Consider the following 21,018-nt stretch of genomic DNA (forward strand, 5'->3'; position numbering starts at 1 on the left):
TGTTCGCCGGAAGGTTACTGTACCACCTGGTCGATGATCAGTGTAACTGCCTCGTCACCCTGACGAGTAGAAACCTGCAACGGACGGCTTTCGAAATCACCACTGCTGGCCTGCGGTTGCCCGGAAAGGCTGATCCGGGCCCCCACTTCAACCTGATCATGCAGTGACAGGCGTGCCTGTGGCATCATCGCCATACTGTCATCCAGAATCACCTCCACCGGTAAGTCCGATACTGTATAGCGTGCCGCTGCCAGCGGCATGCGACCACCTATCGGTCGTGCATAGATGAACACGACCTGATCAGGCTGCGCCCGTTCCGCAAGTTCGGCTGACAGTGATACCTGCAGTTTTACCTCAGCCAGCGCAGCCTGTTCTATTTCTATATCCGGGACCGGCTCCCCTCTCGCTTCCAGCTCGGCTCTTGCTCGCTCAATCCCGCTGCGCAGTGACTCAGCGGCCTGTCCTTCGGCACCGGCCAGTGCCTTGTTCCAGTGTTCTATGGCTGCATTGAAGTCCTGTTTTTCAAAGGCATCAATACCGAGCAACCCCAGCGCCGCAATTTCGGTCGGATCAATACTCAGCGTTGCATCGATCTGAGTGCGCACCTCATCCGTCATCTGTGTCTCACCGGCAAAGTAGAGTGCCTGTGCCAACTGACCCATTACGCTGGCGTATTGCGGGGCATCCTGTGGCAGCACCTGAAGCAGTTCGCGGAACGCCTCTGCACCACCGGCATAGTTGCCCATGCTCATATAGGTATTGGCCAACAGGTACCAACCTTGCGCGTTATCCGGATTTGTCGCCAGCTCACGCTCCAGCCCGGCAATAGCCTGCTCAAGACTCATCTGTTCACCTTGAGAGCCTTGGCTGGCCGGCGCATTGAGTGCAAGGGCCAGGTCATCTGCACGCCCCAGATGGTTGTAAAGTCCCAATGCCGCAGCCGGGATCATCAACGCCAGCAAGGTGACGGTGACCAGCTGAGTCTGGCCAACACGAACCAGCGGCGCGCTCTGCATCGGCACATCCTCTGCATCGATCAACAGGTTACGCTCCAACTCAAGCTTCAGAGTCGCGAACTCCTCCGCTGCCAACGTTCCCTGCTCTCGCTCGGACTCCAGTTCGGCCAGTCGCTCACGGAAAATATCGATGTTTTGTTGCTGACGTTGAGTTGCCTCGGACTTTGCCAGCTGCTGATGACGCACCAGCGGCCAGAAAACACAGGCCAGGGCAACCAGTGTCAGGACAGCTATGCCGATCCACAATGTACTCATTTATCAGAATCCCGTTGCAGTAACTTCTTCAGACGCTCAGCCTCTTCCGGGTCAAGCCCCGGCTCCGGCGCATACTCGTCCGTTCGTCCGTCCGCTTGCCTGGTTCGACCCGTTTCCTCTCCAGAGGTGGATCCAACGTGCTGGCGGCGATTGCGGCTGATCATCACAACCGCCAACACACCGATCCCCAACAGGACAAAAGGTCCGTACCACAGCAACCATGTCACTTCATTGACCCTTGGGCGGTACAGCACAAACTCACCGTAACGGGTCACCATGAAATCGATGATGCTTTCATTAGGCTCCCCCTGTTCCAGCATGCGGTACACTTCACGTCGCAAGTCCGCCGCCAGCGGAGCATCAGAATCCGCAATATTCTGGTTCTGGCACTTAGGACAACGCAGCTCGCCGGTCAGCTCATGAAACCGCTTTTCGTACTGTTCGTCGCTGAACTCGTAAGCATCAATTGTTGCCTGAGACAGACCAGGCAGCAGGATCAGCAAAGTCAGCAAAAATACCCTCATTGTGTGCTCTCCTGCTCTACACTGGCCATTACCTGTTGCAGGGTCTGCCATACGTCGGCATCAACAGCTCCCACATGGCGGTAACGAATACGTCCAGCCGCATCCAACACATAGGTTTCAGGTGCACCGTAGACCCCCAGGTCCAGACCCAGTGAGCCATTCTGATCCAGCACGACAGCCCGGTATGGATCCTTGTAGCGACGCAGCCATTCACGGGCCTTCGCAGGATCATCCTTGTAGTTGACGCCGTATATGGTCACACCCTGCTCCAGTGCAAGCATATTCAGGAAATCATGTTCCTCCTTGCAGGTCGGACACCAGGTCGCCCATACATTGAGCAGGGCGACTTCACCGGTCAGGTCCGCTTCCGTCAGAGTCCGCTCGGGGTCCGTGACCGACGGCAGACTGAACTGAGGTACAGGACGCTTGTTTTTTGCCAGCTCGGAAGGCAGCTCACGGGGGTCAAGATACAGCCCGACCCAAAGAAACACGCCAAGCAGGATGAAAACCAGCAGTGGAACAAAAACCAGAATCTTGCGGTTATTCATCTCAAATCCTCATGCATCAGCCAGCGCCGCTGCCGGGCGCAAACGCTTACGGTAGCGCGGATCGGAAGCAGCCAACAGACCACCCGCCGTCATCAACAGCCCGCCAAGCCAAAGCCAGCGTACATAGGGCTTGTACTGCATGCGCACAGCCCAGGCGCCATTTTCGAGCGGCTCGCCCAAGGCCACATACAGGTCACGGGTAAACCCGGGATCAATCGCGGCTTCGGTCATCACATTGCCACGCGCGGTATAGAGTCGTTTCTCAGGCTTCATGAATCCATAGGGTTCGCCCTTGTGCAGCACCCTGATCTGCCCCTGGTCAGAGGTAAAATTAGGGCCTTCCACGTGCTTACTGCCTTCAAACACGAAGGTGTAATCACGGAAACTCAGGGTATCACCCGGCTGCATTCGAAGATCGCGCTGCTCGGTGTACACCGACACCAGAGAAACCCCCACCACCGTAACGGCCACTCCCACATGCGCCAGCACCATGCCGTAGTAGCTGCGAGTCTGCTTCGACAAGCCCTTCAGCTTCTCGCGGCGGTGACGCAGGCGGTTGTACAGATCACGCAAGCCGGCCAGCACTACCCACCAGGACAGCACCAGCCCCAGCACTACCCAGGGCTTCAACTCACCGGCATAGAGCCAGGCACTGCCCGCTCCCAGCACCAGCGCCAACACACCCGGCAGCCAGAGCTGCTGCACCATCATTGACAACGATGTCTGCTTCCAGCGGCTCACGGCGCCGACCCCCATCGCCAGCATCAGGATCGCCATCAAGGGGTTGAACAGAGCATTGAAATAGGGGGGGCCAACAGACAGTTTGCCCAACCCCAGCGCATCAACGATCAACGGGTAGATTGTCCCCAGCAGTACCATTGCACAGACAACAACCAACAGTACGTTATTGACCAGCAGCATGCTTTCACGGGACATCAGGCCAAAGCTTGATTCACTCTTCATCTGACCTGCACGCAGTGCATACAACAAGAGCGAGCCGCCAATGACAATCGCCAGCATAATCAGAATGAACAGTCCACGTTCAGGGTCGGAAGCAAAAGCATGTACCGATGTCAGTACACCGGAGCGTACAAGGAAGGTACCCAGCAGACTCAACGAGAAGGTGAAGATCGCCAGCAATACGGTCCAGCTTTTGAATACACCGCGTTTTTCGGTCACGGCCAGGCTGTGCATCAGTGCCGTACCGACCAGCCACGGCATGAGGGATGCGTTTTCAACCGGATCCCAGAACCACCAGCCGCCCCAGCCAAGCTCGTAGTAGGCCCACCAGCTACCCAGGGCGATACCAAGGGTCAGAAAAGCCCAGGCAACGGACGTCCAGGGACGTGACCAGCGCGCCCATGCCGCATCAAGTCGTCCGCTGAGCAGGGCCGCGATGGCAAAAGCAAAGGAAACCGCAAAGCCCACATAACCCATATACAGCATGGGCGGATGGACGATCAGGCCAAAGTCCTGCAGCAGAGGATTAAGGTCTGCCCCTTCCTGCGGAAAACCAGGCAGATAGCGTTCAAACGGGCTGGAAGTAAACAGGATAAACAGATAAAAACCGACCGATATCAACCCCATTACCGCCAGCACGCGGGCAATGATATCCGGTGGAAGGTCGCGGCTTTTTATCGCTACGGCTACGGTCCAGCCCGAAAGAATCAGCGCCCACAGCAGCAGGGAGCCTTCATGGCCACCCCAGACGGCGCTAAGACGATAATACCAGGGCAGCGCCGTATTGGAGTTGTTGGCTACATAGACAACGGAGAAGTCATTATCCAGAAAGGCCCAGCCCAGACACAAAAAGCTGAACAGCGTGAACAGAAACATACCCTTGCTCAGAGGACGGGCAAATCCCATCCAGAGAGTATTACCGCGGGTCGCGCCGACCATCGGCACCACGGTCAACAATACTGACAGGCACAGTGCAAGAATCAGTGCATATTCACCCAGTTCGGGAAAGATCATTTATTGAACTCCTGTCCCTCAGGCATCGGCATCTTACCAGCCTTCGCCAGCGCGTCGGCCACTTCGGGGGGCATGTAATTTTCATCATGCTTGGCCAGAACTTCAGCCGCATTCAGGACACCATGCTCATTCAACATGCCCTGAGCCACAATGCCCTGCCCTTCACGGAACAGGTCCGGCAGGATGCCAACGTATTCAACCGTCACTGTCTTGTCATAGTCGGTAATGTCAAATTGCACGAACAGTGAATCGGGATCACGTTTGACGCTGCCATCCACCACCATCCCACCGGCACGAATACGTGTTTTTTGAGGCGCTTCACCTGAGACGATCTGTGTAGGTGAGTAGAACAGATTGATGTTCTGGTTCAGTGCAAAAAGGGTCAGCCCTACAGACACGCTTACACCTACCAGAATGAACATCACAATTATCAGACGCTGTTTGCGTTTTGGGGTCATGCGGTTTCCTCCCGGCGCAGGCGGCGTTTTTGTTCCGCCAACAGACGGTTACGACTCAACTTCGGCAGGATCAGGTTGGCTACAATCACGCCTGCCCCCAAACCGTAGCTGAGCCAAACATAGAGACCATGTCCACCCATGGCCAGAAACTCGGAGACACTGTTGAAACTCACCTGAACCTCACTGCTTATTCAGTAGTTCGCGAACCCAACTGGCACGACGTTCGCGCCAGATTATTTCGTTACGCAGCCGCTGCATCAGGCTGACTGCAAAAAAACAGTAAAAGCCAATCACCATGACCAGCAGCGGCAGCCACATATCCGGCGGCATGGCCGGTTTTTCTGTCAGCTTGAACGTGGCAGGCTGATGCAGCGTATTCCACCACTCCACCGAATACTTGATAATCGGGATATTGACTACCCCGACCAGCGCCAGCACAGCCGATGCCTGAGCAGCAGTTGACTCGTTTTCGATCGCAGAGTTCAGTGCCATTATGCCCAAGTAGAGAAACAGCAGAATCAGCATGGAGGTCAGGCGTGCATCCCAGACCCACCAGGAACCCCAGGTGGGCTTACCCCAGATTGCGCCGGTGGCCAAGGCCAGTACTGCCATGGAGGCGCCGATCGGTGCGGCCGACTTGAGTACCATATCGGCCATCTTCATTTTCCAGATCAGACCAATGGCTCCGGCTACCGCCATCAACATATAGGCCGACTGCGCCAGAATGGCCGATGGGACATGCAGATAGATGATGCGGAAACTGTTGCCCTGCTGATAGTCTGCCGGGGCAAACAACAGCGACCAGACAGCCCCCCCTGCCAGCAGTATCAGGGTTGCCAGCAGAAACCAGGGCAATAGACGTCCGGTGATCTGATAACACCACCGAGGTGAAGCAAGCTGGAAGAACCAGCGCGGCAACCATTTTTTGTCAGCCATAGTCTCTCTTCTTGTTAACTACTGATTGAGATCCGCAATGCGGCCGCAATAGCCAGTGGCGCAAGCGCCAGCGCAAGTGCCAGCAGCGCGCCCAAAAGCGCGAGGTACCCTCCCAGCGGCAAACCCGTTACGGCAGCCTGCACAGCACTGGAACCAAAGATCAGTACCGGAATATACAGCGGCAAGACCAGCAGTGAGATCAATACACCGCCCTTTTTCAGCCCCACCGTCAAAGCAGCACCGATAGCCCCTACCAAGCTGAGCGTGGGTGTTCCCAAAAGCAGGCTCAACATCAGCCCTGGCATCCCTTCAGCAGGCAAAAACAGCATCACGGCCAGCAGGGGCGCCATCACGGTCAGTGCCAACCCGGTCATGCACCAGTGGGCACTGACTTTCGCCAACACCACCACAAACAGCGGCTGTGGGCTAAGCAGCAGCTGTTCCAGCGAGCCGTCCTCATAGTCCGAGCGAAACAGGGCATCCATCGACAGCAGAGTTGCCAGCAGGGCCGCCACCCATACAACCCCGGGTGCTAGCTGAGCCAGAAAACCGGGTTCAGGACTCACCCCCAGCGGGAACAGCGTTGCCACCATGAGAAAAAAGATCAGCGGGTTCGCCAGGTCACTTTTTCGTCTGAACGAAAGTAGAAACTCGCGCCGCATGGTGGCCATAAACAACGCCGGCGCTGACACCTTCTGCATATTCTCGGGGTTAGTCCCTGTGCTCATGCTGAAGTTCCCGCCAGCTGATCAAGATTGATTTTACGTACCGGCCCCTCGATGCCCAGCTCGTGATGCGTCGTCAAAATCACGCTGCCACCTCGGCGGGCATGCTCAAGCAACAGTTTTTCCTTGGCTGCCACCCCTTGCTTGTCGATCGCAGTAAAGGGTTCGTCCAGAATCCAAAGTGGTGCACGGCTGAGATACAATCTGGCCAGACTGACGCGTCTATTTTGCCCGGCCGAAAGCGAATGACAGGGAACATCTTCGTAACCGCGCAGACCCACCCGCTCCAGAGCCGCCTGAATATCGGCTACGGCAATATTGGGCTGCAGGGCAGCATACCAGCGCAGGTTTTCTTCAGGCGTCAGTACCGCCTTGACCCCTGCCTGGTGACCAAAATAGAGCATTTCACGACAAAACTGCTCACGCACATCCTGAACCGGCTCACCCCGCCAGAGAATCTCACCTTCATAATTGCGTGACAGACCACAGAGAATACGCAGCAGCGTAGTCTTGCCGCTGCCATTCTGACCTTCGATCTGAACAATTTCGCCAGCAGACAGCGCAAAATCAAGATGACTGAACAGTACCCGATCATCGCGTTCACAGTACAACTGACTTACTTTGAGCAGGGGTTCAGACAAGCCTCTATCCTTCAAAAATCGCCGAGCTGGCCGATAGCACATTAAGGCGCCATTATATACAGATAGAGACTTGATCGTCAGGTTCCAGATGCAATATCAGGGAGTCATGCGGTGTTAACACCCACCACCAGTTCCACCACACCTGCAGCCGGTACCAGCAAGGGCGGCAGTGCTGACAGTCTTCTGCCCGCGGCTGGGCGTGAACTGGCAGCGACTGTTCGTAGCGTAGCGGCCAGCGGGGGCAACGCGGCTGTTTTCCGTATTCAGGTGGAGATCAACAGCCGCCTGCTGGAATTGACTACCCAGGCCCCTTTGACACAGGGAGATCGCATCGTACTGCAGCGGGGTAATACGGGCGAGTTGCAGATTCGTTTGCCCGCACCAGCGCAGCCAAACGTTCAAGGCAACACCACCCCGGCCGCGCAAAGCAGCATGACACTGCAGTTGACCTCATCCGATGGTGCTCGCCTGCAACAGCTGTTACCCCTGAACGTGCCTCGAAATGCGCAGGTAACCGGGTCTGAGCCCGTTATCCCACGCCAGCCTGTCGCTGCAACCAGCCCTCAACCAGGAGCAGGAACAACGCCAGCCGAAACTTCTGCCAAACCGGCTGCCGCCTATCTCCAACCACCCGGTGGCAATACCTCACAAGGGGCAACTCAAGGCAATGCAGCCACCACAAGCGGGAACAACAGTTCGCTGCAGGGTCGGACACAACCGACCGGCAATGCACCAACACCTGCACGCAGCGAAAGCCCTGCTGCGCAGGCAACCAGCGGTTCACGTCAACCTGCCAGTGCAGTGACAGGCCAGCCCCCTTCTTCGGCAACACCGTCATCACAGGCCACACAGATGTCCCCCTCGGGGACAATAAGCTCACAGGTGCAGGTATACTCGGCTCAGCTACAGTCATCCGCGGTCAATCAGGTCAGTACCGCCACCTCAGCAACCACGCCGACGAACCAGCCCCCTGCAGCACAGACGCAAACGGCAGGTTCTGAGGCTCGCCCGGTGGCGCCTGCACCCACCACACAGGCCACTTCACCCGACACCGCAGCCAAAACTCAGACTGCACCAGCCGACAGTACCGCGCGCGCTTCGACATCTGCTTCCCCGGCTGTCCAGACAGCTCAAACAACTACTCAGCCCAGCGTCAGCCATACGGGACAGGCTCTACTGCAAACGCTTGGCAAACAGGTCCCGGTACAAGCCGACAACCATATGATCCGGCTTAATCTCAACAACCAGACACTCAACCTGATCAGCCCCAAACCCCTGCTCAGCGGGCAGCAGGTGGTCCTGACTCGAGTGAGTGAACAGCAGGTCAACCTGCAACCAGTCCCTATACCCACAACCCCATCCCAGGAAGCCACGGCGCAACAGAAGATGCAACTGGCGCTGCGCGAAGCCCTGCCGCGACAGATCCCGTTTGGTGATGCTCTGAACCAACTGGTCCAGCTGAGTCAAAGCCCGGCCGGTCGCAGTCAGGGTGCCATTGGCCAGCTGGTGCAGTCGATGTTAAGCATGTTTTCGGTCAGCCCAGGCAGTGCCGATGCCGAACAGGCAATTCAGCGCAACCTGCAGCAGGGTGGCCTGTTGACCGAATCCAGACTGGCTCAAGGGGGGGGTACTGAGCGCGGCGCAACGCCGGACCTGAAGCAGCAACTAGGCCAACTGCTGAAAGCAGCGGAACAACTGCCACCGGATGCACGCCAGCAAATGACACGTCTGGTGGAAGCCCTTCAGGCTCGCAGCACAACCCAGCAGGTCAGCAGTTTGCAAGGGTGGAAGGACCAGCCAGACGGTACTCAGGAGCGTGTCTACCGCCTTGACCTGCCGATCCGTCAGGCAGATCAACACGATAACGCTGAGCTGACCATAACCGAGCAGCGCAGGCGCAGCAGTAGCGGTGAAGTCGAGACCCTTTGGGGTGTGGCTCTGCATTTCGATCTTGAACAACACGGCAGTGTCGATGCTCGTTTAAGCCTGAGTGAGGAGTGGCGCCTGCAGGTACAACTCTGGGCCGAGCAGGCTTCTACCCTGCGCCAGATTGAGCGCCGTCTCGACGATTTCAGCGATGGTTTGCATCGCAAGGGTTTTTTGGTTGAAACGCTACAGGCGCGCCAAGGGCGCCCAAGCCAACCTGAGCTGACTGACGTTCAGCGCCGACTGGTGGATGTACATACATGAGCGAGCATAACCCGAAACGCAGTGCCGTAGCCCTGCGCTATGACCAGGCAAAAGGGACCGCACCGAAGATAGTGGCCAAGGGCAGAGGCCTGATCGCCGAGCAGATACTGGCACTAGCTCAGGAGCATGACATCCATATCCATGAAAGCCCTGAGCTGATCGAGGTATTGATTCGTCTGGAATTGGGTGAGGAAATACCTGAGGCACTGTATCGTGCCATCGCGGAAGTGATTGCCTTCGCCTACGGGCTCAAGCAGTCAGGCAGCAACATCTAGTGACGTTGATGTTGTTCCGGCAACATTTGAGTCGTGTGAAGCTCGCGGTGAAGCAACGCCATAAGCTCCGCTTCGGGACGACCGATACCGCAGTTGCGCACCAGATCATCCACCGACGCCCCCATTTCCATAAGCTTGGCGGCCTGATTGTAGGCCAGCACGCCCGGATCACGGTTCTCCAGCTCCTGCTGTTTCTCAACCGTTATATTGAGCGTCCGCTCAATCGCCAGCAGGCGTTTGCCCATGCCGATCGAGCCATTGGTCATGGCGCGAATTTCATTCCGCAGTACATTGATCAGCGCCTGCTGCTGCCGCTCCTGCCGCTTGATGCGCACCAGTACATAGACGCAGATCACCGCTGACAGAACAGCTGTCAGTGTCAGCACAAGCAACAGTATCGACGTATATTCGGCCACACCCGGTCCCAGCCCATTAGCAATGTTCACGCACAGCCGGTGAGTCTACCCCATCTGTCTAAACGGTTCACGGCCTTCAGACACTGCAGGCTTCAAACTCGAGCAACAGTTGATCGATGTCCAGTATGGCACAACGCTCAGGCATGTAGGTACCCAGCAGCCATGAGCGGTGACTTTTGTCCTGATGCCAGTTGATCTGACGGGTATCGACACGTATCGACTTGACCAACTCATCACAGGCAATGGCCCAACGGCGGCCTTTCAGGATAATCACCTCGGCATACTTGGAGTATTCCGGTTTGTAGCGCTCCGGTATCAGCCAGCGTGCAGTGTCCACGACCTGCGTCCAGGCCGGTTCTTCACCGAAACGGCCAAGGACCCATTCCGGCCCATCAAGCCTCAGTGAAAGCGACTCCAGCTGCAGAGCCCCTTCCACATAGTCGAACGGTACCGCCAGCTTCAGGCCGTGCATATCGAGCAGTATGCAATTCATCTCCTCACCTGAAGCCACCTTCGGTATAACGGGTTCAGGTGCGAGACCGGGCTCGGGCTCCGGTTCCGGTTCCGGTTCCGGTTCCGGTTCGGGTTCGGGTTCGGGTTCGGGTTCGGGTTCGGGTTCGGGTTCGAGCAATGATGGCTCGCTTTCCTGTATAACGGAATCAGCAGGCGTGATCTCTACCGTCGGTTGCACGACCTCAACCACTTCATCTTCCGTTGCTATAACAGACTCATCTACAACAGACTCATCCTCTGCTGGCTGTTCGTCTTCAGCTATCGGCGGATTAACGGCATCGGGCTCAACTGCAGTCGCTGCATCCGTTTCCATTTTATCTTCTGCAACAGCCTTCTCTTCGTCAGCTTGAGGGTCCTGCAAAAGTGCCTCGAGGTACTCAAATACAACTTTTTTCTGGTCTGCCATCAGTTCACCCCTGTTTACGCCGTTCAAGCAGGCTGCGCAGGAGGCGCGCATACGCGTGCACGCCACGGCTACCTGCATCGAGTGACGACGGCACCAGCCCCTTCAGGCTGGCATTTCTGAATTTGGTATCAACCGGTACAACTGCATTGGAAATATGATCAGGGTAGCGGTGGTGCAGCTCGCGAAGACTACTGACGGACGCCTGCGTGCGACGGTCATAGAAAGTGGGCACAATGGTATAGGCAAGCTTGTTCTTGCGCGCACGATTGATCATTTCAATGGTTCTGACCATTCGTTCCAGCCCCTTAAGGGCCAGAAACTCGGTCTGGACAGGCACCAGCAGGTGATTGCAGGCAGCCAACGCATTGACCATCAACACTCCCAACACCGGCGGGCTGTCCATAATCACAAAATCATACTCGGCTTTCAGGTGTCGCAGTGCTTTCGCCACCTGCAGTCCCATGCCCTCCTGGGCGACAGCCTTTCGCTCCAGCGTGGCCAGGGCGGTAGAGGCGGGTATGAGCTTGATGCTTTCATGGGATGTGTCGAGAATCAGTCCATGCACCCGTTCGGAATCCACCTGAATCTGCTCAAACAGGTCGTAAACGCTGTGTTCGAGCTCATCCGGGTCATAGCGGAAATAGCTGGTCATGGAGCCATGGGGATCCAGGTCCACCAGCAGCACCCGATATCCGACCTCTGCCAGCAGACCTGCCAGGGTGATAGCGGTTGTCGTCTTGCCCACCCCGCCTTTCTGATTTGAGACTGCCCATACCTGCATCGTTATTGTTCCTGTTGTTGCTCCGGTCGTGCCTGCCGAAACAGAATACCGGACTCAGTATCGACCTGTTCCAGTGCAGGCGGCTCGCCTGTCACTTCGTTCTCGTCAGCGGTCAACAGTGCACGCACCGCATCTTCACTGACTCGCTGACTGCCAAAGGCCTGTACGAGGCGGCGGACACGCTCATCCCGTGCGATCACAATTACCAGACGCCGATTGCGCTGCCGCCCCTCTTCGGTTCGGTTACTGTAGGCAGGCTGGTACTCACCGTAACCCACCGCTGCCATTCGTTCGGGGTTAACGCCCTGTAACTGCAGCATGCGGACCACCGCAGCTGCCCGGGCCGCAGACAGCTCCCAATTGGACGGAAAGCGGTCAGTACTGATCGGCCGATTATCGGTGAAGCCTTCCACATGCACGGGATTATCCCTGCCTGCAGCAAGTGCAGCAACCTGCTGTAACAGCGGCTCTGCCTCGATCACCGGCAGTGCGTCGCCACTTTCAAACAGCAAACTGGCATTCAGCTCAATGGCGATCCACAAGGCGTTGCCAGTGACTTGTACACTGCCGTCTTCAATCCAGTCACGGAACTGCTCCTCAGCTTGGCGCTGCAACTGCTCCAGTGCCTGCGTTTGCTCCGCATCCGGTGCTTGTACGGTTACCGGCGGAACCTGCATTTGCTGTCCACGCCCAGGCAACAGCCCCTCTCCGCCATCCGGCGATACGACCTGGCTACCACCTTCGGCCCGAAACACCTCGGAAAGGGACTGCGCCAATTGTCGATACTTTTCTTCATGCACGCTGGACAAACCATACATCACCACAAAAAATGCAAACAGCAGGGTGACAAAGTCCGCCCAGGAAATCATCCAGCGATCTGTTCGCAGGTCAGCTTCAGGCCGGCGACGTCTTGGCATCTGACCGCTCCAGGTAACCCTGCAGGCGTAGCTGCACGCTCTTTGGCCCCTGTCCTTCCGCAATGAACAAGAGCCCTTCGAGCATCATCTCCTGATACAGGCTACGACTGTCAATGATCTGGCGCATTTTACCGGCCAGTGGCAGCAGTAGCAGGTTGGCCAGTGCAATACCATAGATGGTTGCCACGAAAGCGGTAGCTATGCCGGCACCCAACAGAGCAGGATCTTCAAGATTCACCATCACCTGAATCAACCCCAGCACGGCACCGATGATACCGAGGGTCGGGGCATACCCACCCATGCTTTCGATAACACGAGCGGCCTGGTAGTCTCGCTGCTCACGAGCCACCAGCTCTACCTCCAGAGTGGCGCGGATCAACTCAACCGACTTGCCGTCAGCCAGCAACTGCAAACCGTTTCGTATCAGCGGATCGTCAACGCCCGTCAGCTCGTTCTCAAGCGCCAACAAACCTTTGCGACGGGCCGTGATACACCAATGCACCAGCTGACTGATCCCGTCGGCATGATGTGGCTGAGGGTCGCTCAGTGCCAGCCGCACCAAATGCAGGGTGCGCAGCAACAGGTTTTTGGGTGTTTGTACCAGCGCGGCACCGCAGGTCCCGCCCAGCACGATGAGAGCAGCAGGCAGGTTAAGCAGCTCCTGAAGTTGGCCACCTTCAAGGTAGTTGGCCCCCAGGATGGCGACCGTACTGAGCAACAGGCCCAGCAGCACCCACATCAGCGCGAACCTCGCCCTGCCAGTAACGGGCCAATATCATCCAGATCAAGTATTGCATCTGCCAGTCCTGCATTGATGACGGCCTGAGGCATTCCATAGATGGTGCAGCTTTCACGGTTCTGTGCCCACTGGGTCGAGCCGGCCTGCTTCAACAGACGCGAGCCATCGCAGCCATCCGCCCCCATCCCGGTCAGCGTGATACCCAGCACCTTCGCCCCATAGGTTTTGGCTGCCGAGGCATAGGTAACATCGGCGCTGGGCTTGTAGGTCAAACGCTCGTCACCCGGCAGAATGCGTACCCGGTCGGTTTGCTTGGAATCAATGATCATTTGCAGCCCACCCGGAGCAAGCAATGCACGTCCGGGCTGAAGCCGATCACCGTCTTCCGCTTCCTTAACACTGATATGACACTGCTGGTTCAGTCGCTCGGCAAATACCTGGGTAAAGGTCTTTGGCATATGTTGAACCAGAAGAATGGGGTAGGGAAAGTTCGCGGGCAGTGCCGTCAGCACCTTTTGCAGGGCGGCAGGACCACCGGTGGAAGCGGCAATCACCACCAGTTTGCAGTCCGGAAAACGTACCCGTGCTGCCGGTGTCGTGGCCGGGCCAGATACCTCCCGCGCAGTAGCAGGGGCAGCCGTTGGGGCTGGCACTGGACGCTCACGACGCGTACTCAGACCACCAGACACTGACGAACGGGCTGGTTCCGCCATCGTTGTACGGGCAGGTGTTGCAGTGCGCCGAGATGGAGGCTCCGGATCATCCGGACGGAACACCATGGTGGTGCCCGGTTTGGCTTTGCCTGGAAAATCGCGCTCGAAAACAGAGCTGCGCTGAAAACGACGACTCCGCCCCAGTGCGACAAGCCGGTCAATCAGCTGGCTGCGCACATTGCTGCCCTTGTCCATCCAGGCACGAATATCCTTGGGCAGATAATCGGCAGCACCTGCTTCGAGTGCCTGCAGGGTCACACGCGCACCTTCATGGGTAAGCGAAGACAACATCAACACGTTGGTAGGTGCTTCTCGCATGATGATACGGACCGCTTCGATCCCGTTCATCTGCGGCATCTCCACATCCATGGTGACCACATCAGGACGCAGCTGCTTTACCTTTTCGACAGCTTCGCGTCCATTTACCGCCGTACCGACAACTTCCATTCGAGGATCATCGCTCAGCATCTCTTCGATGCGATGGCGAAAGAAACCCGAGTCATCGACAATCAACACTTTTACCGGCATAGCGCTCCCTCAGTCACACCTGCCGAATCAGGTCGATGCGTAGTGTTTCAGCAGATTCGGTATATCAATGATCAGTGCGATGCGCCCGTCGCCCGTGATGGTGGCACCCGAAAGGCCCGGCGTTCCATGCAAAATGCTGCCCAACGGTTTGATCACGACTTCTTCCTGACCTACCAGCTGGTCGACAACAAAGCCCACTCTGGAGGTACCAACACTGACGATGACCACATGCCCCTGGTCCGGCAGTCGTGCATTTTCATGCCCTGTAATGAGCCAACGTTTGAGGTGGAACAACGGCAGCGCCTGGTCTCGAACAATAATCACCTGCTGCCCATCGACAATATTCGTTTTGGTCAAATCCAGGTTGAATATCTCGTTCACGTTCACCAACGGCAGTGCAAAGGCCTGGCCTTCAAGCACTACCATCAGCGTCGGCATGATCGCCAATGTCAGCGGTACCTGAATCGCAATCCGGGTCCCTTGCCCCATCACCGAGTCGATACTGAGAGTACCGTTAAGCTGGGTAATCTTGGTCTTGACCACATCCATGCCAACACCGCGGCCGGATACATCAGACACCTCGGTCTTGGTAGAAAAGCCAGCCTGGAAAATCAGATTGAAACATTCCTGATCGGTTAGGCGGCGAGCGGCCTCCACATCCATCATGCCGCGCTTGACCGCCAGGTTACGCAACACTTCTGGATCCATGCCGGCACCGTCATCCTGGATAATCAGCAGGATGTGATCACCCTCCTGCTCAGCCGACAGCAGCACGTTACCTTCACGCGGCTTGCCCGATGCAGAACGTTTTTCAGGCGACTCGATACCATGATCAACGGCGTTGCGCACCAAGTGAATCAGCGGATCAGCCAGCGCTTCGACCAGGTTTTTGTCGAGATCGGTTTCTTCACCTCGAAGCTCAAGCCGCACCTCTTTTTTGAGATTGCGCGACAGATCACGAATGAGACGGGGAAAACGGCCAAATACCTTTTTCACCGGCTGCATGCGGGTCTTCATAACCGAGGTTTGCAGATCGGCGGTGACCATATCCAGTGTGCCAAGCGCCTTGCCCATCTCTTCATCTTCACGAGCACCGCCCAGACGCACCAGACGGTTACGCACCAACACCAGCTCACCGACCATGTTCATGATCTTGTCGAGCAAACGGGTATCGACACGGACATTACTCTCGGCAGCCGGTTTGTTGCCAGCAGCCGGTTTGCCTTTCACTTCTTTGGCGTCATCTGCAACAGTAGCGACTGGCTCGGCAGAGGGGGGAGGCGGTGGCTCAGCCGAGGCCGGCGCAGGCGCAACGGATGCAGCGGCCGGTTTGGCCTGCTCTGCATCCGGCATATGAGCAAAGGCACCCTGGCCACTGGACTGAAGTTCATCCAGCAGCGCTTCAAATTCATCGTCGGTGATCAATTCACCATCGCTGTTGGTTGCCGGTGCAGCCGCGGCCGCTTCAATTTTCGGCGCTTTACCGGGGCCATGTAGCTCGTCCAGCAACGCCTCGAATTCGTCTTCAGTGATAAGCTCATCGCCACCCGACTCAGATTCACTTTGCTGGTGGCTGCCCGCCAGATCACCCAGCAGCATCTCGAATTCATCGTTCGGTGTGTTTGGGTTAACAGGGGCTGATGCTTGGGGGACAGGCGCTGCCGGTTTTGGAGTGCTGGCAGCTGCCGGTGCCGGTGCCGGTGCCGGTGCCGACGGTGCTGTTTCACCACGCCCTTCAGCAAAGTCCTGCAAACGCTGCAGCAATGCAGGCGATGCATGCTGGGGTTCTTCACCACCGCGTACCGCTTCAAACATGGCATTGACGGCATCAAGTGCCTGCAACACCACATCCATCAGTTCGGAGCTGATACTCAGTTCACCGTTGCGCAGCAGGTCAAACAGGTTTTCCGCCTTGTGACAGCATTCAACCATCGCTTCCAACTGCAGGAAGCCGGCACCACCCTTGACGGTATGGAAACCGCGAAAGATTGCGTTCAGCAGATCCTTGTCATCGGGGCGCTGCTCAAGATCGACAAGCTGCTCAGACAGCTGCTCAAGTATCTCGCCGGCTTCGACGAGAAAGTCTTCCAGTATTTCCTGATCAACATCCAAACTCATAGGGAGCTCCTATCAAAATCCCAGGCTGGAAAGCAGGTCATCAACATCGTCCTGATCACACAGCGTATCTGTTTTCCCTGTCGGAAGCTGGGGCCCTTCCGCCCGGATAGGATCATGTTTTTGTTCTTGTTCAGCCGCGTGGCCCTTCCGGCGTACCGGCTTGTCATCAGAGGCTGCTATATCCTCTGCACTCTCCAGGCTGCTCAGCCGTTCTACTCTGGCCGCCATATCCATCAGTTTGACCAACTGACCCTCAACCTGAGTCACCAGCGTGATAACTCGGCGGATCAACTGACCGGTTATGTCCTGAACCCCCTGGGAGACGAGGATATCAGTCAAAGTTGTGCGCAGTTCAGTAATGGTTTTCTCGGACTGATCCTTGAGGCTGCAGGTGCGATCATAAACCCCGTTCAATGCCTCGAACTCACCCTCAAGCTGCCCTACCAGCAACAGCAGATCCTTGAAACGTTCACTCTGCTGATCCAGCTTATCAACCAGGCTGAGTGATCGATCCACACGATCCATGGTTTCATGGGCATTTTTTTCAGTGAGCTCAATCACGTAGTTGAGTCGATCTGAAGCATCACCGATAGCAGAGACCGTACTTTCCGCATCGCTCGGCATTTTTTCGCCGACATCGCTGGAAAATGACTTGATCGCCTCATGCAGGCCGCGCGTCAGGTGACCGACCTCGTTATAGAACACCTGGTGACGGGCAAACTGAAGCTCATTGATAAGCCCCATCGCCTCTGCCATGTTGCCGGCCTCAAGTTCGGACACCAGTGCCTGGGCACGGCTACGCAGAAACTCATCGAAGCCGTTGAAGTCCACTTTACTGGCCGTTTGCGCTGCCATCTGTCTTCCCCGCTTCCGGTTAACCCTCGATACGCTCGAAGATCTTGTCGATCTTCTCTTTCAACACGGCGGCCGTGAACGGTTTTACGACATAACCGTTCACACCGGCCTGTGCTGCCGCAATAATCTGCTCGCGCTTGGCCTCTGCCGTTACCATCAGTACCGGAATGGAAGCCAGAGCAGGATCGGCTCGGACTGCCTTGAGCAGGTCTATACCGGTCATTTCCGGCATATTCCAGTCGGTAATGAGGAAGTCGATACCTCCCTGCTTGAGAATCGGCAACGCCGTCTTGCCGTCGTCAGCCTCGTCGACATTGGTAAAACCAAGGTCCCGCAGCAGGTTTTTTATGATGCGCCTCATTGTGGAGAAATCATCCACAACGAGAATTTTGATGTCTTTCTTCAAGACACTTCTCCCAGTTCAGAAAACACCTTCAAGAGTCGTCCTTATTCCAGACCACAATCGGTCAGCGCCAATCCCTTAGCCGGCCCCTGAGCCTCAGCGCAGCCTGGCTATGGATCTGGCTCACGCGCGACTCACTCACCCCAAGAATCTGTCCTATCTCTTTAAGGTTCAGCTCTTCATCATAATACAGCGACAGCACAAGCCTCTCACGCTCTGGCAAGACACCTATCGCCTGCGCCAGCGCCTGCCTGAATCCTTCCCCTTCATGGGCATGCCCAGGGTCTGGATCAGAGGCAACAAACTGCTCCGAGGGTGTTTCTTCGGAGCTGTCAGTCAACTGATCATAGCTGAACAGGCGGCTGTCGAGTGAATCCTGCAGCAGGGCATGGTACTCGGCAACCCCTATTCCCATTTCGGCCGCAACTTCTAAGTCTGTAGCGTCACGGCCGGTCCGGTTTTCAACCTGGGCAATCGCTTCGCTGACCCGACGCCCATTTCGGTGTACTGATCTCGGCGTCCAGTCACCCCGCCGTACCTCATCGATAATGGCACCGCGGATACGAATACCGGCATAGGTTTCAAAACTGGCACCCTTGCTGGAGTCGTAACGTTTGGCAGCTTCTAGCAGTCCCATCATGCCAGCCTGAAGCAAGTCGTCCAGCACAACATGGGACGGCAGGCGCGCCAGCAGATGATGCGCAATACGGCGCACCAGAGGGGTGTACTCCTCGATCAGCTCCTGCCCTGACTTAAACTCCAGTTCGTTGTACATATACGCTTCTTTTCAGTGTGCCCGCGCTCCCTGCACGAGCCGCTCGACAAAGAATTCAAGGTGCCCACGTGGGCTGGAACTGACCGGCCAGCTGTCCACCTTGTTCGCCAACTGGCGATAGGCCAATGCGGCCTTGTCCTTGGGAAAGGCTTTCAAAACAGCCTTTTGTCTCTGTACAGCCTTGCGCACCGTTTCATCATAAGGGATTGAGCCAACGTATTGAAGCGTAACATCCAGGAATCTGTCGGTCACCGTCAACAGTTTATTGAACATATTACGTCCTTCGGATTCCGTTCTGACCATATTGGCCAACACTCGAAAGCGTGTCATCTGATAGTCACGATTCAAAAGCTTGATCAGTGCATAGGCGTCGGTAATCGAAGTAGGCTCATCACAGACCACCACCAGCACCTCCTGAGCGGCACGCACAAAGCTGACCACCGAGTCCGAGATTCCAGCCGCAGTGTCAATAACCAATACATCCAGCTCATCGGCAATGTCGTTAAAGGCGTGGATCAACTCTGCATGCTCATGGGCGCTTAGAGCCGTCATTTCCTGCGTCCCCGAAGCCGCCGGCACTATCCAGAAATTATCCCCTGCCGGCACCATAACTTCCTTGAGACTGCAGTTGCCTGCAAGCACATCCGAAATGTTGCGTTGCGCTCTCAGCCCGAGCATCACGTCTACATTGGCAAGGCCCAGGTCAGCATCCATCAGCACCACCCGCTGCCCCATTTCACTGAGAGCGGTGGCCAGATTGACCGACACATTGGTCTTGCCAACGCCTCCCTTGCCGCCCGTTACTGCTATCACCTTGACCGGGTGGGTCTGCTTCATCAAATGACTCCTCAACCCGCCCTGAATAATGAACTGCCGGAAGCTTGATCTGCATCATGCTCCCCCGATTTCTGTGCAATCACCACGGCACGGCTGACCAGATCATGCCGCTTGGCGATACCGATATCATCCGGAATTTTCTGCCCATCAGTCACATAGGCGATCGGCAGCTGCTTTTCGATTGCCAGCGTAAGCGCCTCACCCAGGCTGCCCGACTCATCTGTCTTGCTGAGCACACAACCGTTCAGACCCAGCTCTCGATAGTTGTCGAACGCACTGCGCATCAACTGGCGCTGACTAGAGCAGGACAGCACCAGCAACTTTTTCAGGCGAACAGTGACACTGGAAAGCATCTGCATCTGCACCAGCCCCTGTGGGTCGGATGCACTCATGCCAGCGGTATCAATCAGCACCAGACGCTTGTTGCGAAGACTTTGCAGCACTTCTTCCAGGCTATGGTTTTCATCCACCACGCGAACAGGCACATCCAGAATACGGCCAAAGGTTTTCAGCTGCTCATGAGCCGCGATGCGGAAACAGTCCGTGGTAACCAGTGCCACACTGGAGCTGCCGTGCTGCAGCACATGACGAGCAGCCAGCTTGCCGATGGTGGTGGTTTTGCCGACACCGGTAGGGCCGACAAAGGCGATCATGCCGCCACGCTCCACCAGCTCTTCACCCAGCACCGGCAAAGCATCCGAAAGGCGAGCGAGCGCATTGCGCCAGGCCTTGTCAGCGGCAAGCTCAGGCTCCACACCGCTCATCAGCTGCTGTACCAACTGTGAACCGAGGCCCAGCTGCTCCAGGCGGGCGTGTACAGCTGATCTTTCCTGCACTGGGGCTGTGGCAGGCGTGGCAAACACAGGCGCAGCCGGTTCGGGACGCGCCACCTGCTGCTGCAGCATATTACGCAGCTCTTGAATTTCCTGCTGCATACTCAGCAACGCATCGTCATCCGCAGGCAGGGTATCACTCTCAACAGGTCGTGACGCGGGACGGGGCGTTGCAACCTGACGGGAAGGCGGAGAGGGTACTTCCCGCTGGCGGTTGCGGGCACGAAGCGACTCAAGAATGGAGCGCAGATCTTCATCATCTTCGTCATCGATCTGGCGATTTGCGCTGCGGTCCGCTACCGGCGTCGGCTCGGTGATGCGTCGACTGGCTTCTGCGATTCGAGCCCTGGTACGGTTCAGTTCCTCTTCAAGCGCCGCATTGCGACTGGCCTGCTCCGATTGGTGCGAGTGCCCACCGGTAAGGATACGTATCTGCTCATCCCGATTGGGCGGCTGACGACGACTGCGGCTGCGCTTGAGCTCTGCCTGAGCAGCCTCATATTCATCTTCACGCGCGGCTACAACCTCGACCCCACCCGCTACACGGTGGTTGGAGATGATCACGGCATCAGGGCCGATTTCGTCACGCACCCGGCGCATTGCCTGGCGCATATCCGGTGCAAATATGCGTTTTACCTTCAT

General features: G+C 56.8%; 23 protein-coding genes. 2 read left to right on the forward strand and 21 right to left on the reverse strand.

The window, feature by feature from the left end; translation table 11 throughout:
- Window positions 1-14: 14 nt before the first annotated feature.
- From ccmI to ccmA, 9 genes are read right to left on the reverse strand one after another with little or no spacing between them, the layout of a single operon-like run.
- Window positions 15-1,271, reverse strand: coding sequence for a c-type cytochrome biogenesis protein CcmI (ccmI, locus tag ACAM29_RS12155; protein WP_369624299.1), 1,257 nt, complete (start codon window positions 1,269-1,271; stop codon window positions 15-17).
- Window positions 1,268-1,795: a cytochrome c-type biogenesis protein gene (locus tag ACAM29_RS12160; RefSeq protein ID WP_354409820.1), complete on the reverse strand. Its 528-nt coding sequence runs from the start codon at window positions 1,793-1,795 to the stop codon at window positions 1,268-1,270. The genes ccmI and ACAM29_RS12160 overlap by 4 nt, the downstream gene beginning before the upstream one ends.
- Entirely contained in the window at window positions 1,792-2,343 is a 552-nt protein-coding gene (locus tag ACAM29_RS12165; RefSeq protein ID WP_206839144.1) for a DsbE family thiol:disulfide interchange protein, read from the reverse strand. Before ACAM29_RS12165 ends, ACAM29_RS12160 begins: the two co-directional genes overlap by 4 nt.
- A 9-nt stretch (window positions 2,344-2,352) precedes the next feature.
- Window positions 2,353-4,317, reverse strand: coding sequence for a heme lyase CcmF/NrfE family subunit (locus ACAM29_RS12170; RefSeq protein WP_369624300.1), 1,965 nt, complete (start codon window positions 4,315-4,317; stop codon window positions 2,353-2,355).
- The gene (ccmE, locus tag ACAM29_RS12175) at window positions 4,314-4,775 is read right to left on the reverse strand and encodes a cytochrome c maturation protein CcmE (RefSeq protein ID WP_369624301.1); all 462 of its coding nucleotides are present in this window, start codon (window positions 4,773-4,775) and stop codon (window positions 4,314-4,316) included. Before ccmE ends, ACAM29_RS12170 begins: the two co-directional genes overlap by 4 nt.
- Window positions 4,772-4,948 carry a heme exporter protein CcmD gene (gene ccmD, locus ACAM29_RS12180; RefSeq protein WP_091822364.1) on the reverse strand — a complete coding sequence of 59 codons (177 nt, stop codon included), beginning with the start codon at window positions 4,946-4,948 and terminating at the stop codon, window positions 4,772-4,774. Before ccmD ends, ccmE begins: the two co-directional genes overlap by 4 nt.
- Window positions 4,949-4,955: 7 nt before the next feature.
- The gene (locus ACAM29_RS12185) at window positions 4,956-5,711 is read right to left on the reverse strand and encodes a heme ABC transporter permease (RefSeq protein WP_369624302.1); all 756 of its coding nucleotides are present in this window, start codon (window positions 5,709-5,711) and stop codon (window positions 4,956-4,958) included.
- Between the two features lie 14 nt (window positions 5,712-5,725).
- A complete protein-coding gene (gene ccmB / locus ACAM29_RS12190) occupies window positions 5,726-6,439 on the reverse strand; it encodes a heme exporter protein CcmB (protein WP_369624303.1) in 714 nt (237 codons plus the stop codon).
- Window positions 6,436-7,077, reverse strand: coding sequence for a cytochrome c biogenesis heme-transporting ATPase CcmA (ccmA, locus tag ACAM29_RS12195; protein WP_091822370.1), 642 nt, complete (start codon window positions 7,075-7,077; stop codon window positions 6,436-6,438). Before ccmA ends, ccmB begins: the two co-directional genes overlap by 4 nt.
- A 111-nt stretch (window positions 7,078-7,188) precedes the next feature.
- On the opposite strand from ccmA, the gene ACAM29_RS12200 reads away from it, so the two are divergent.
- Together ACAM29_RS12200 and ACAM29_RS12205 are read left to right on the forward strand one after the other, a co-directional pair.
- Window positions 7,189-9,267 (forward strand): flagellar hook-length control protein FliK, encoded by a 2,079-nt coding sequence (locus tag ACAM29_RS12200; RefSeq protein WP_369624304.1) that lies wholly within the window; start codon window positions 7,189-7,191, stop codon window positions 9,265-9,267.
- Window positions 9,264-9,542, forward strand: a complete 279-nt coding sequence (locus ACAM29_RS12205; RefSeq protein WP_206839139.1) for an EscU/YscU/HrcU family type III secretion system export apparatus switch protein — start codon at window positions 9,264-9,266, stop codon at window positions 9,540-9,542. Before ACAM29_RS12200 ends, ACAM29_RS12205 begins: the two co-directional genes overlap by 4 nt.
- Here the strand turns inward: ACAM29_RS12205 and ACAM29_RS12210 are convergent.
- The 12 genes from ACAM29_RS12210 to flhF form a co-directional block, all read right to left on the reverse strand.
- Complete coding sequence (locus ACAM29_RS12210; RefSeq protein WP_242530086.1) at window positions 9,539-9,988, reverse strand: DUF2802 domain-containing protein; 450 nt, start codon at window positions 9,986-9,988, stop codon at window positions 9,539-9,541. The genes ACAM29_RS12205 and ACAM29_RS12210 overlap by 4 nt on opposite strands.
- A 46-nt stretch (window positions 9,989-10,034) precedes the next feature.
- Window positions 10,035-10,877: a chemotaxis protein CheW gene (locus ACAM29_RS12215; protein WP_369624305.1), complete on the reverse strand. Its 843-nt coding sequence runs from the start codon at window positions 10,875-10,877 to the stop codon at window positions 10,035-10,037.
- Window positions 10,878-10,881: 4 nt separating this feature from the next.
- Window positions 10,882-11,658, reverse strand: a complete 777-nt coding sequence (locus ACAM29_RS12220) for a ParA family protein (protein WP_091822382.1) — start codon at window positions 11,656-11,658, stop codon at window positions 10,882-10,884.
- Window positions 11,659-11,660: 2 nt separating this feature from the next.
- Entirely contained in the window at window positions 11,661-12,575 is a 915-nt protein-coding gene (motD, locus tag ACAM29_RS12225; RefSeq protein WP_206839135.1) for a flagellar motor protein MotD, read from the reverse strand.
- Window positions 12,553-13,314 carry a flagellar motor protein gene (locus ACAM29_RS12230; protein ID WP_091822387.1) on the reverse strand — a complete coding sequence of 254 codons (762 nt, stop codon included), beginning with the start codon at window positions 13,312-13,314 and terminating at the stop codon, window positions 12,553-12,555. The genes motD and ACAM29_RS12230 overlap by 23 nt, the downstream gene beginning before the upstream one ends.
- On the reverse strand, window positions 13,314-14,555 hold the full coding sequence (locus tag ACAM29_RS12235; protein WP_354409837.1) for a chemotaxis response regulator protein-glutamate methylesterase: 1,242 nt from the start codon (window positions 14,553-14,555) through the stop codon (window positions 13,314-13,316). The genes ACAM29_RS12230 and ACAM29_RS12235 overlap by 1 nt, the downstream gene beginning before the upstream one ends.
- A gap of 27 nt (window positions 14,556-14,582) precedes the next feature.
- Complete coding sequence (locus ACAM29_RS12240; RefSeq protein WP_369624306.1) at window positions 14,583-16,673, reverse strand: chemotaxis protein CheA; 2,091 nt, start codon at window positions 16,671-16,673, stop codon at window positions 14,583-14,585.
- A gap of 12 nt (window positions 16,674-16,685) precedes the next feature.
- Window positions 16,686-17,528 (reverse strand): protein phosphatase CheZ, encoded by an 843-nt coding sequence (locus ACAM29_RS12245; protein WP_091822396.1) that lies wholly within the window; start codon window positions 17,526-17,528, stop codon window positions 16,686-16,688.
- A 19-nt stretch (window positions 17,529-17,547) separates the two neighbouring features.
- A complete protein-coding gene (gene cheY / locus ACAM29_RS12250; RefSeq protein WP_091822399.1) occupies window positions 17,548-17,934 on the reverse strand; it encodes a chemotaxis response regulator CheY in 387 nt (128 codons plus the stop codon).
- Between the two features lie 61 nt (window positions 17,935-17,995).
- Complete coding sequence (locus tag ACAM29_RS12255) at window positions 17,996-18,706, reverse strand: RNA polymerase sigma factor FliA (RefSeq protein WP_206839126.1); 711 nt, start codon at window positions 18,704-18,706, stop codon at window positions 17,996-17,998.
- 12 nt (window positions 18,707-18,718) lie between these two features.
- On the reverse strand, window positions 18,719-19,543 hold the full coding sequence (locus tag ACAM29_RS12260; protein WP_091822405.1) for a MinD/ParA family protein: 825 nt from the start codon (window positions 19,541-19,543) through the stop codon (window positions 18,719-18,721).
- An 11-nt stretch (window positions 19,544-19,554) separates the two neighbouring features.
- On the reverse strand, window positions 19,555-21,018 hold the full coding sequence (gene flhF / locus ACAM29_RS12265) for a flagellar biosynthesis protein FlhF (protein WP_369624307.1): 1,464 nt from the start codon (window positions 21,016-21,018) through the stop codon (window positions 19,555-19,557).

It is taken from the genome of Marinobacterium sp. BA1 (assembly GCF_041155135.1).
Taxonomy (GTDB): Bacteria; Pseudomonadota; Gammaproteobacteria; order Pseudomonadales; family Balneatricaceae; genus Marinobacterium; species Marinobacterium iners.

What these genes read in the sequence shown, in the direction of transcription:
- ACAM29_RS12160 (WP_354409820.1), bottom strand. Translation starts at nt 1,795, where the DNA reads ATGAGGGTATTTTTGCTGACTTTGCTGATCCTGCTGCCTGGTCTGTCT.
- ccmE (WP_369624301.1), bottom strand. Translation starts at nt 4,775, where the DNA reads ATGACCCCAAAACGCAAACAGCGTCTGATAATTGTGATGTTCATTCTG.
- motD (WP_206839135.1), bottom strand. Translation starts at nt 12,575, where the DNA reads ATGCCAAGACGTCGCCGGCCTGAAGCTGACCTGCGAACAGATCGCTGG.
- ACAM29_RS12260 (WP_091822405.1), bottom strand. Translation starts at nt 19,543, where the DNA reads ATGAAGCAGACCCACCCGGTCAAGGTGATAGCAGTAACGGGCGGCAAG.
- ACAM29_RS12255 (WP_206839126.1), bottom strand. Translation starts at nt 18,706, where the DNA reads ATGTACAACGAACTGGAGTTTAAGTCAGGGCAGGAGCTGATCGAGGAG.
- ACAM29_RS12235 (WP_354409837.1), bottom strand. Translation starts at nt 14,555, where the DNA reads ATGCCGGTAAAAGTGTTGATTGTCGATGACTCGGGTTTCTTTCGCCAT.
- flhF (WP_369624307.1), bottom strand. Translation starts at nt 21,018, where the DNA reads ATGAAGGTAAAACGCATATTTGCACCGGATATGCGCCAGGCAATGCGC.
- ccmB (WP_369624303.1), bottom strand. Translation starts at nt 6,439, where the DNA reads ATGAGCACAGGGACTAACCCCGAGAATATGCAGAAGGTGTCAGCGCCG.
- ACAM29_RS12240 (WP_369624306.1), bottom strand. Translation starts at nt 16,673, where the DNA reads ATGAGTTTGGATGTTGATCAGGAAATACTGGAAGACTTTCTCGTCGAA.
- ccmI (WP_369624299.1), bottom strand. Translation starts at nt 1,271, where the DNA reads ATGAGTACATTGTGGATCGGCATAGCTGTCCTGACACTGGTTGCCCTG.
- ACAM29_RS12245 (WP_091822396.1), bottom strand. Translation starts at nt 17,528, where the DNA reads ATGGCAGCGCAAACGGCCAGTAAAGTGGACTTCAACGGCTTCGATGAG.
- ACAM29_RS12205 (WP_206839139.1), top strand. Translation starts at nt 9,264, where the DNA reads ATGAGCGAGCATAACCCGAAACGCAGTGCCGTAGCCCTGCGCTATGAC.
- ACAM29_RS12185 (WP_369624302.1), bottom strand. Translation starts at nt 5,711, where the DNA reads ATGGCTGACAAAAAATGGTTGCCGCGCTGGTTCTTCCAGCTTGCTTCA.
- ACAM29_RS12220 (WP_091822382.1), bottom strand. Translation starts at nt 11,658, where the DNA reads ATGCAGGTATGGGCAGTCTCAAATCAGAAAGGCGGGGTGGGCAAGACG.
- ACAM29_RS12230 (WP_091822387.1), bottom strand. Translation starts at nt 13,314, where the DNA reads ATGTGGGTGCTGCTGGGCCTGTTGCTCAGTACGGTCGCCATCCTGGGG.
- ACAM29_RS12165 (WP_206839144.1), bottom strand. Translation starts at nt 2,343, where the DNA reads ATGAATAACCGCAAGATTCTGGTTTTTGTTCCACTGCTGGTTTTCATC.
- ACAM29_RS12170 (WP_369624300.1), bottom strand. Translation starts at nt 4,317, where the DNA reads ATGATCTTTCCCGAACTGGGTGAATATGCACTGATTCTTGCACTGTGC.
- ACAM29_RS12215 (WP_369624305.1), bottom strand. Translation starts at nt 10,877, where the DNA reads ATGGCAGACCAGAAAAAAGTTGTATTTGAGTACCTCGAGGCACTTTTG.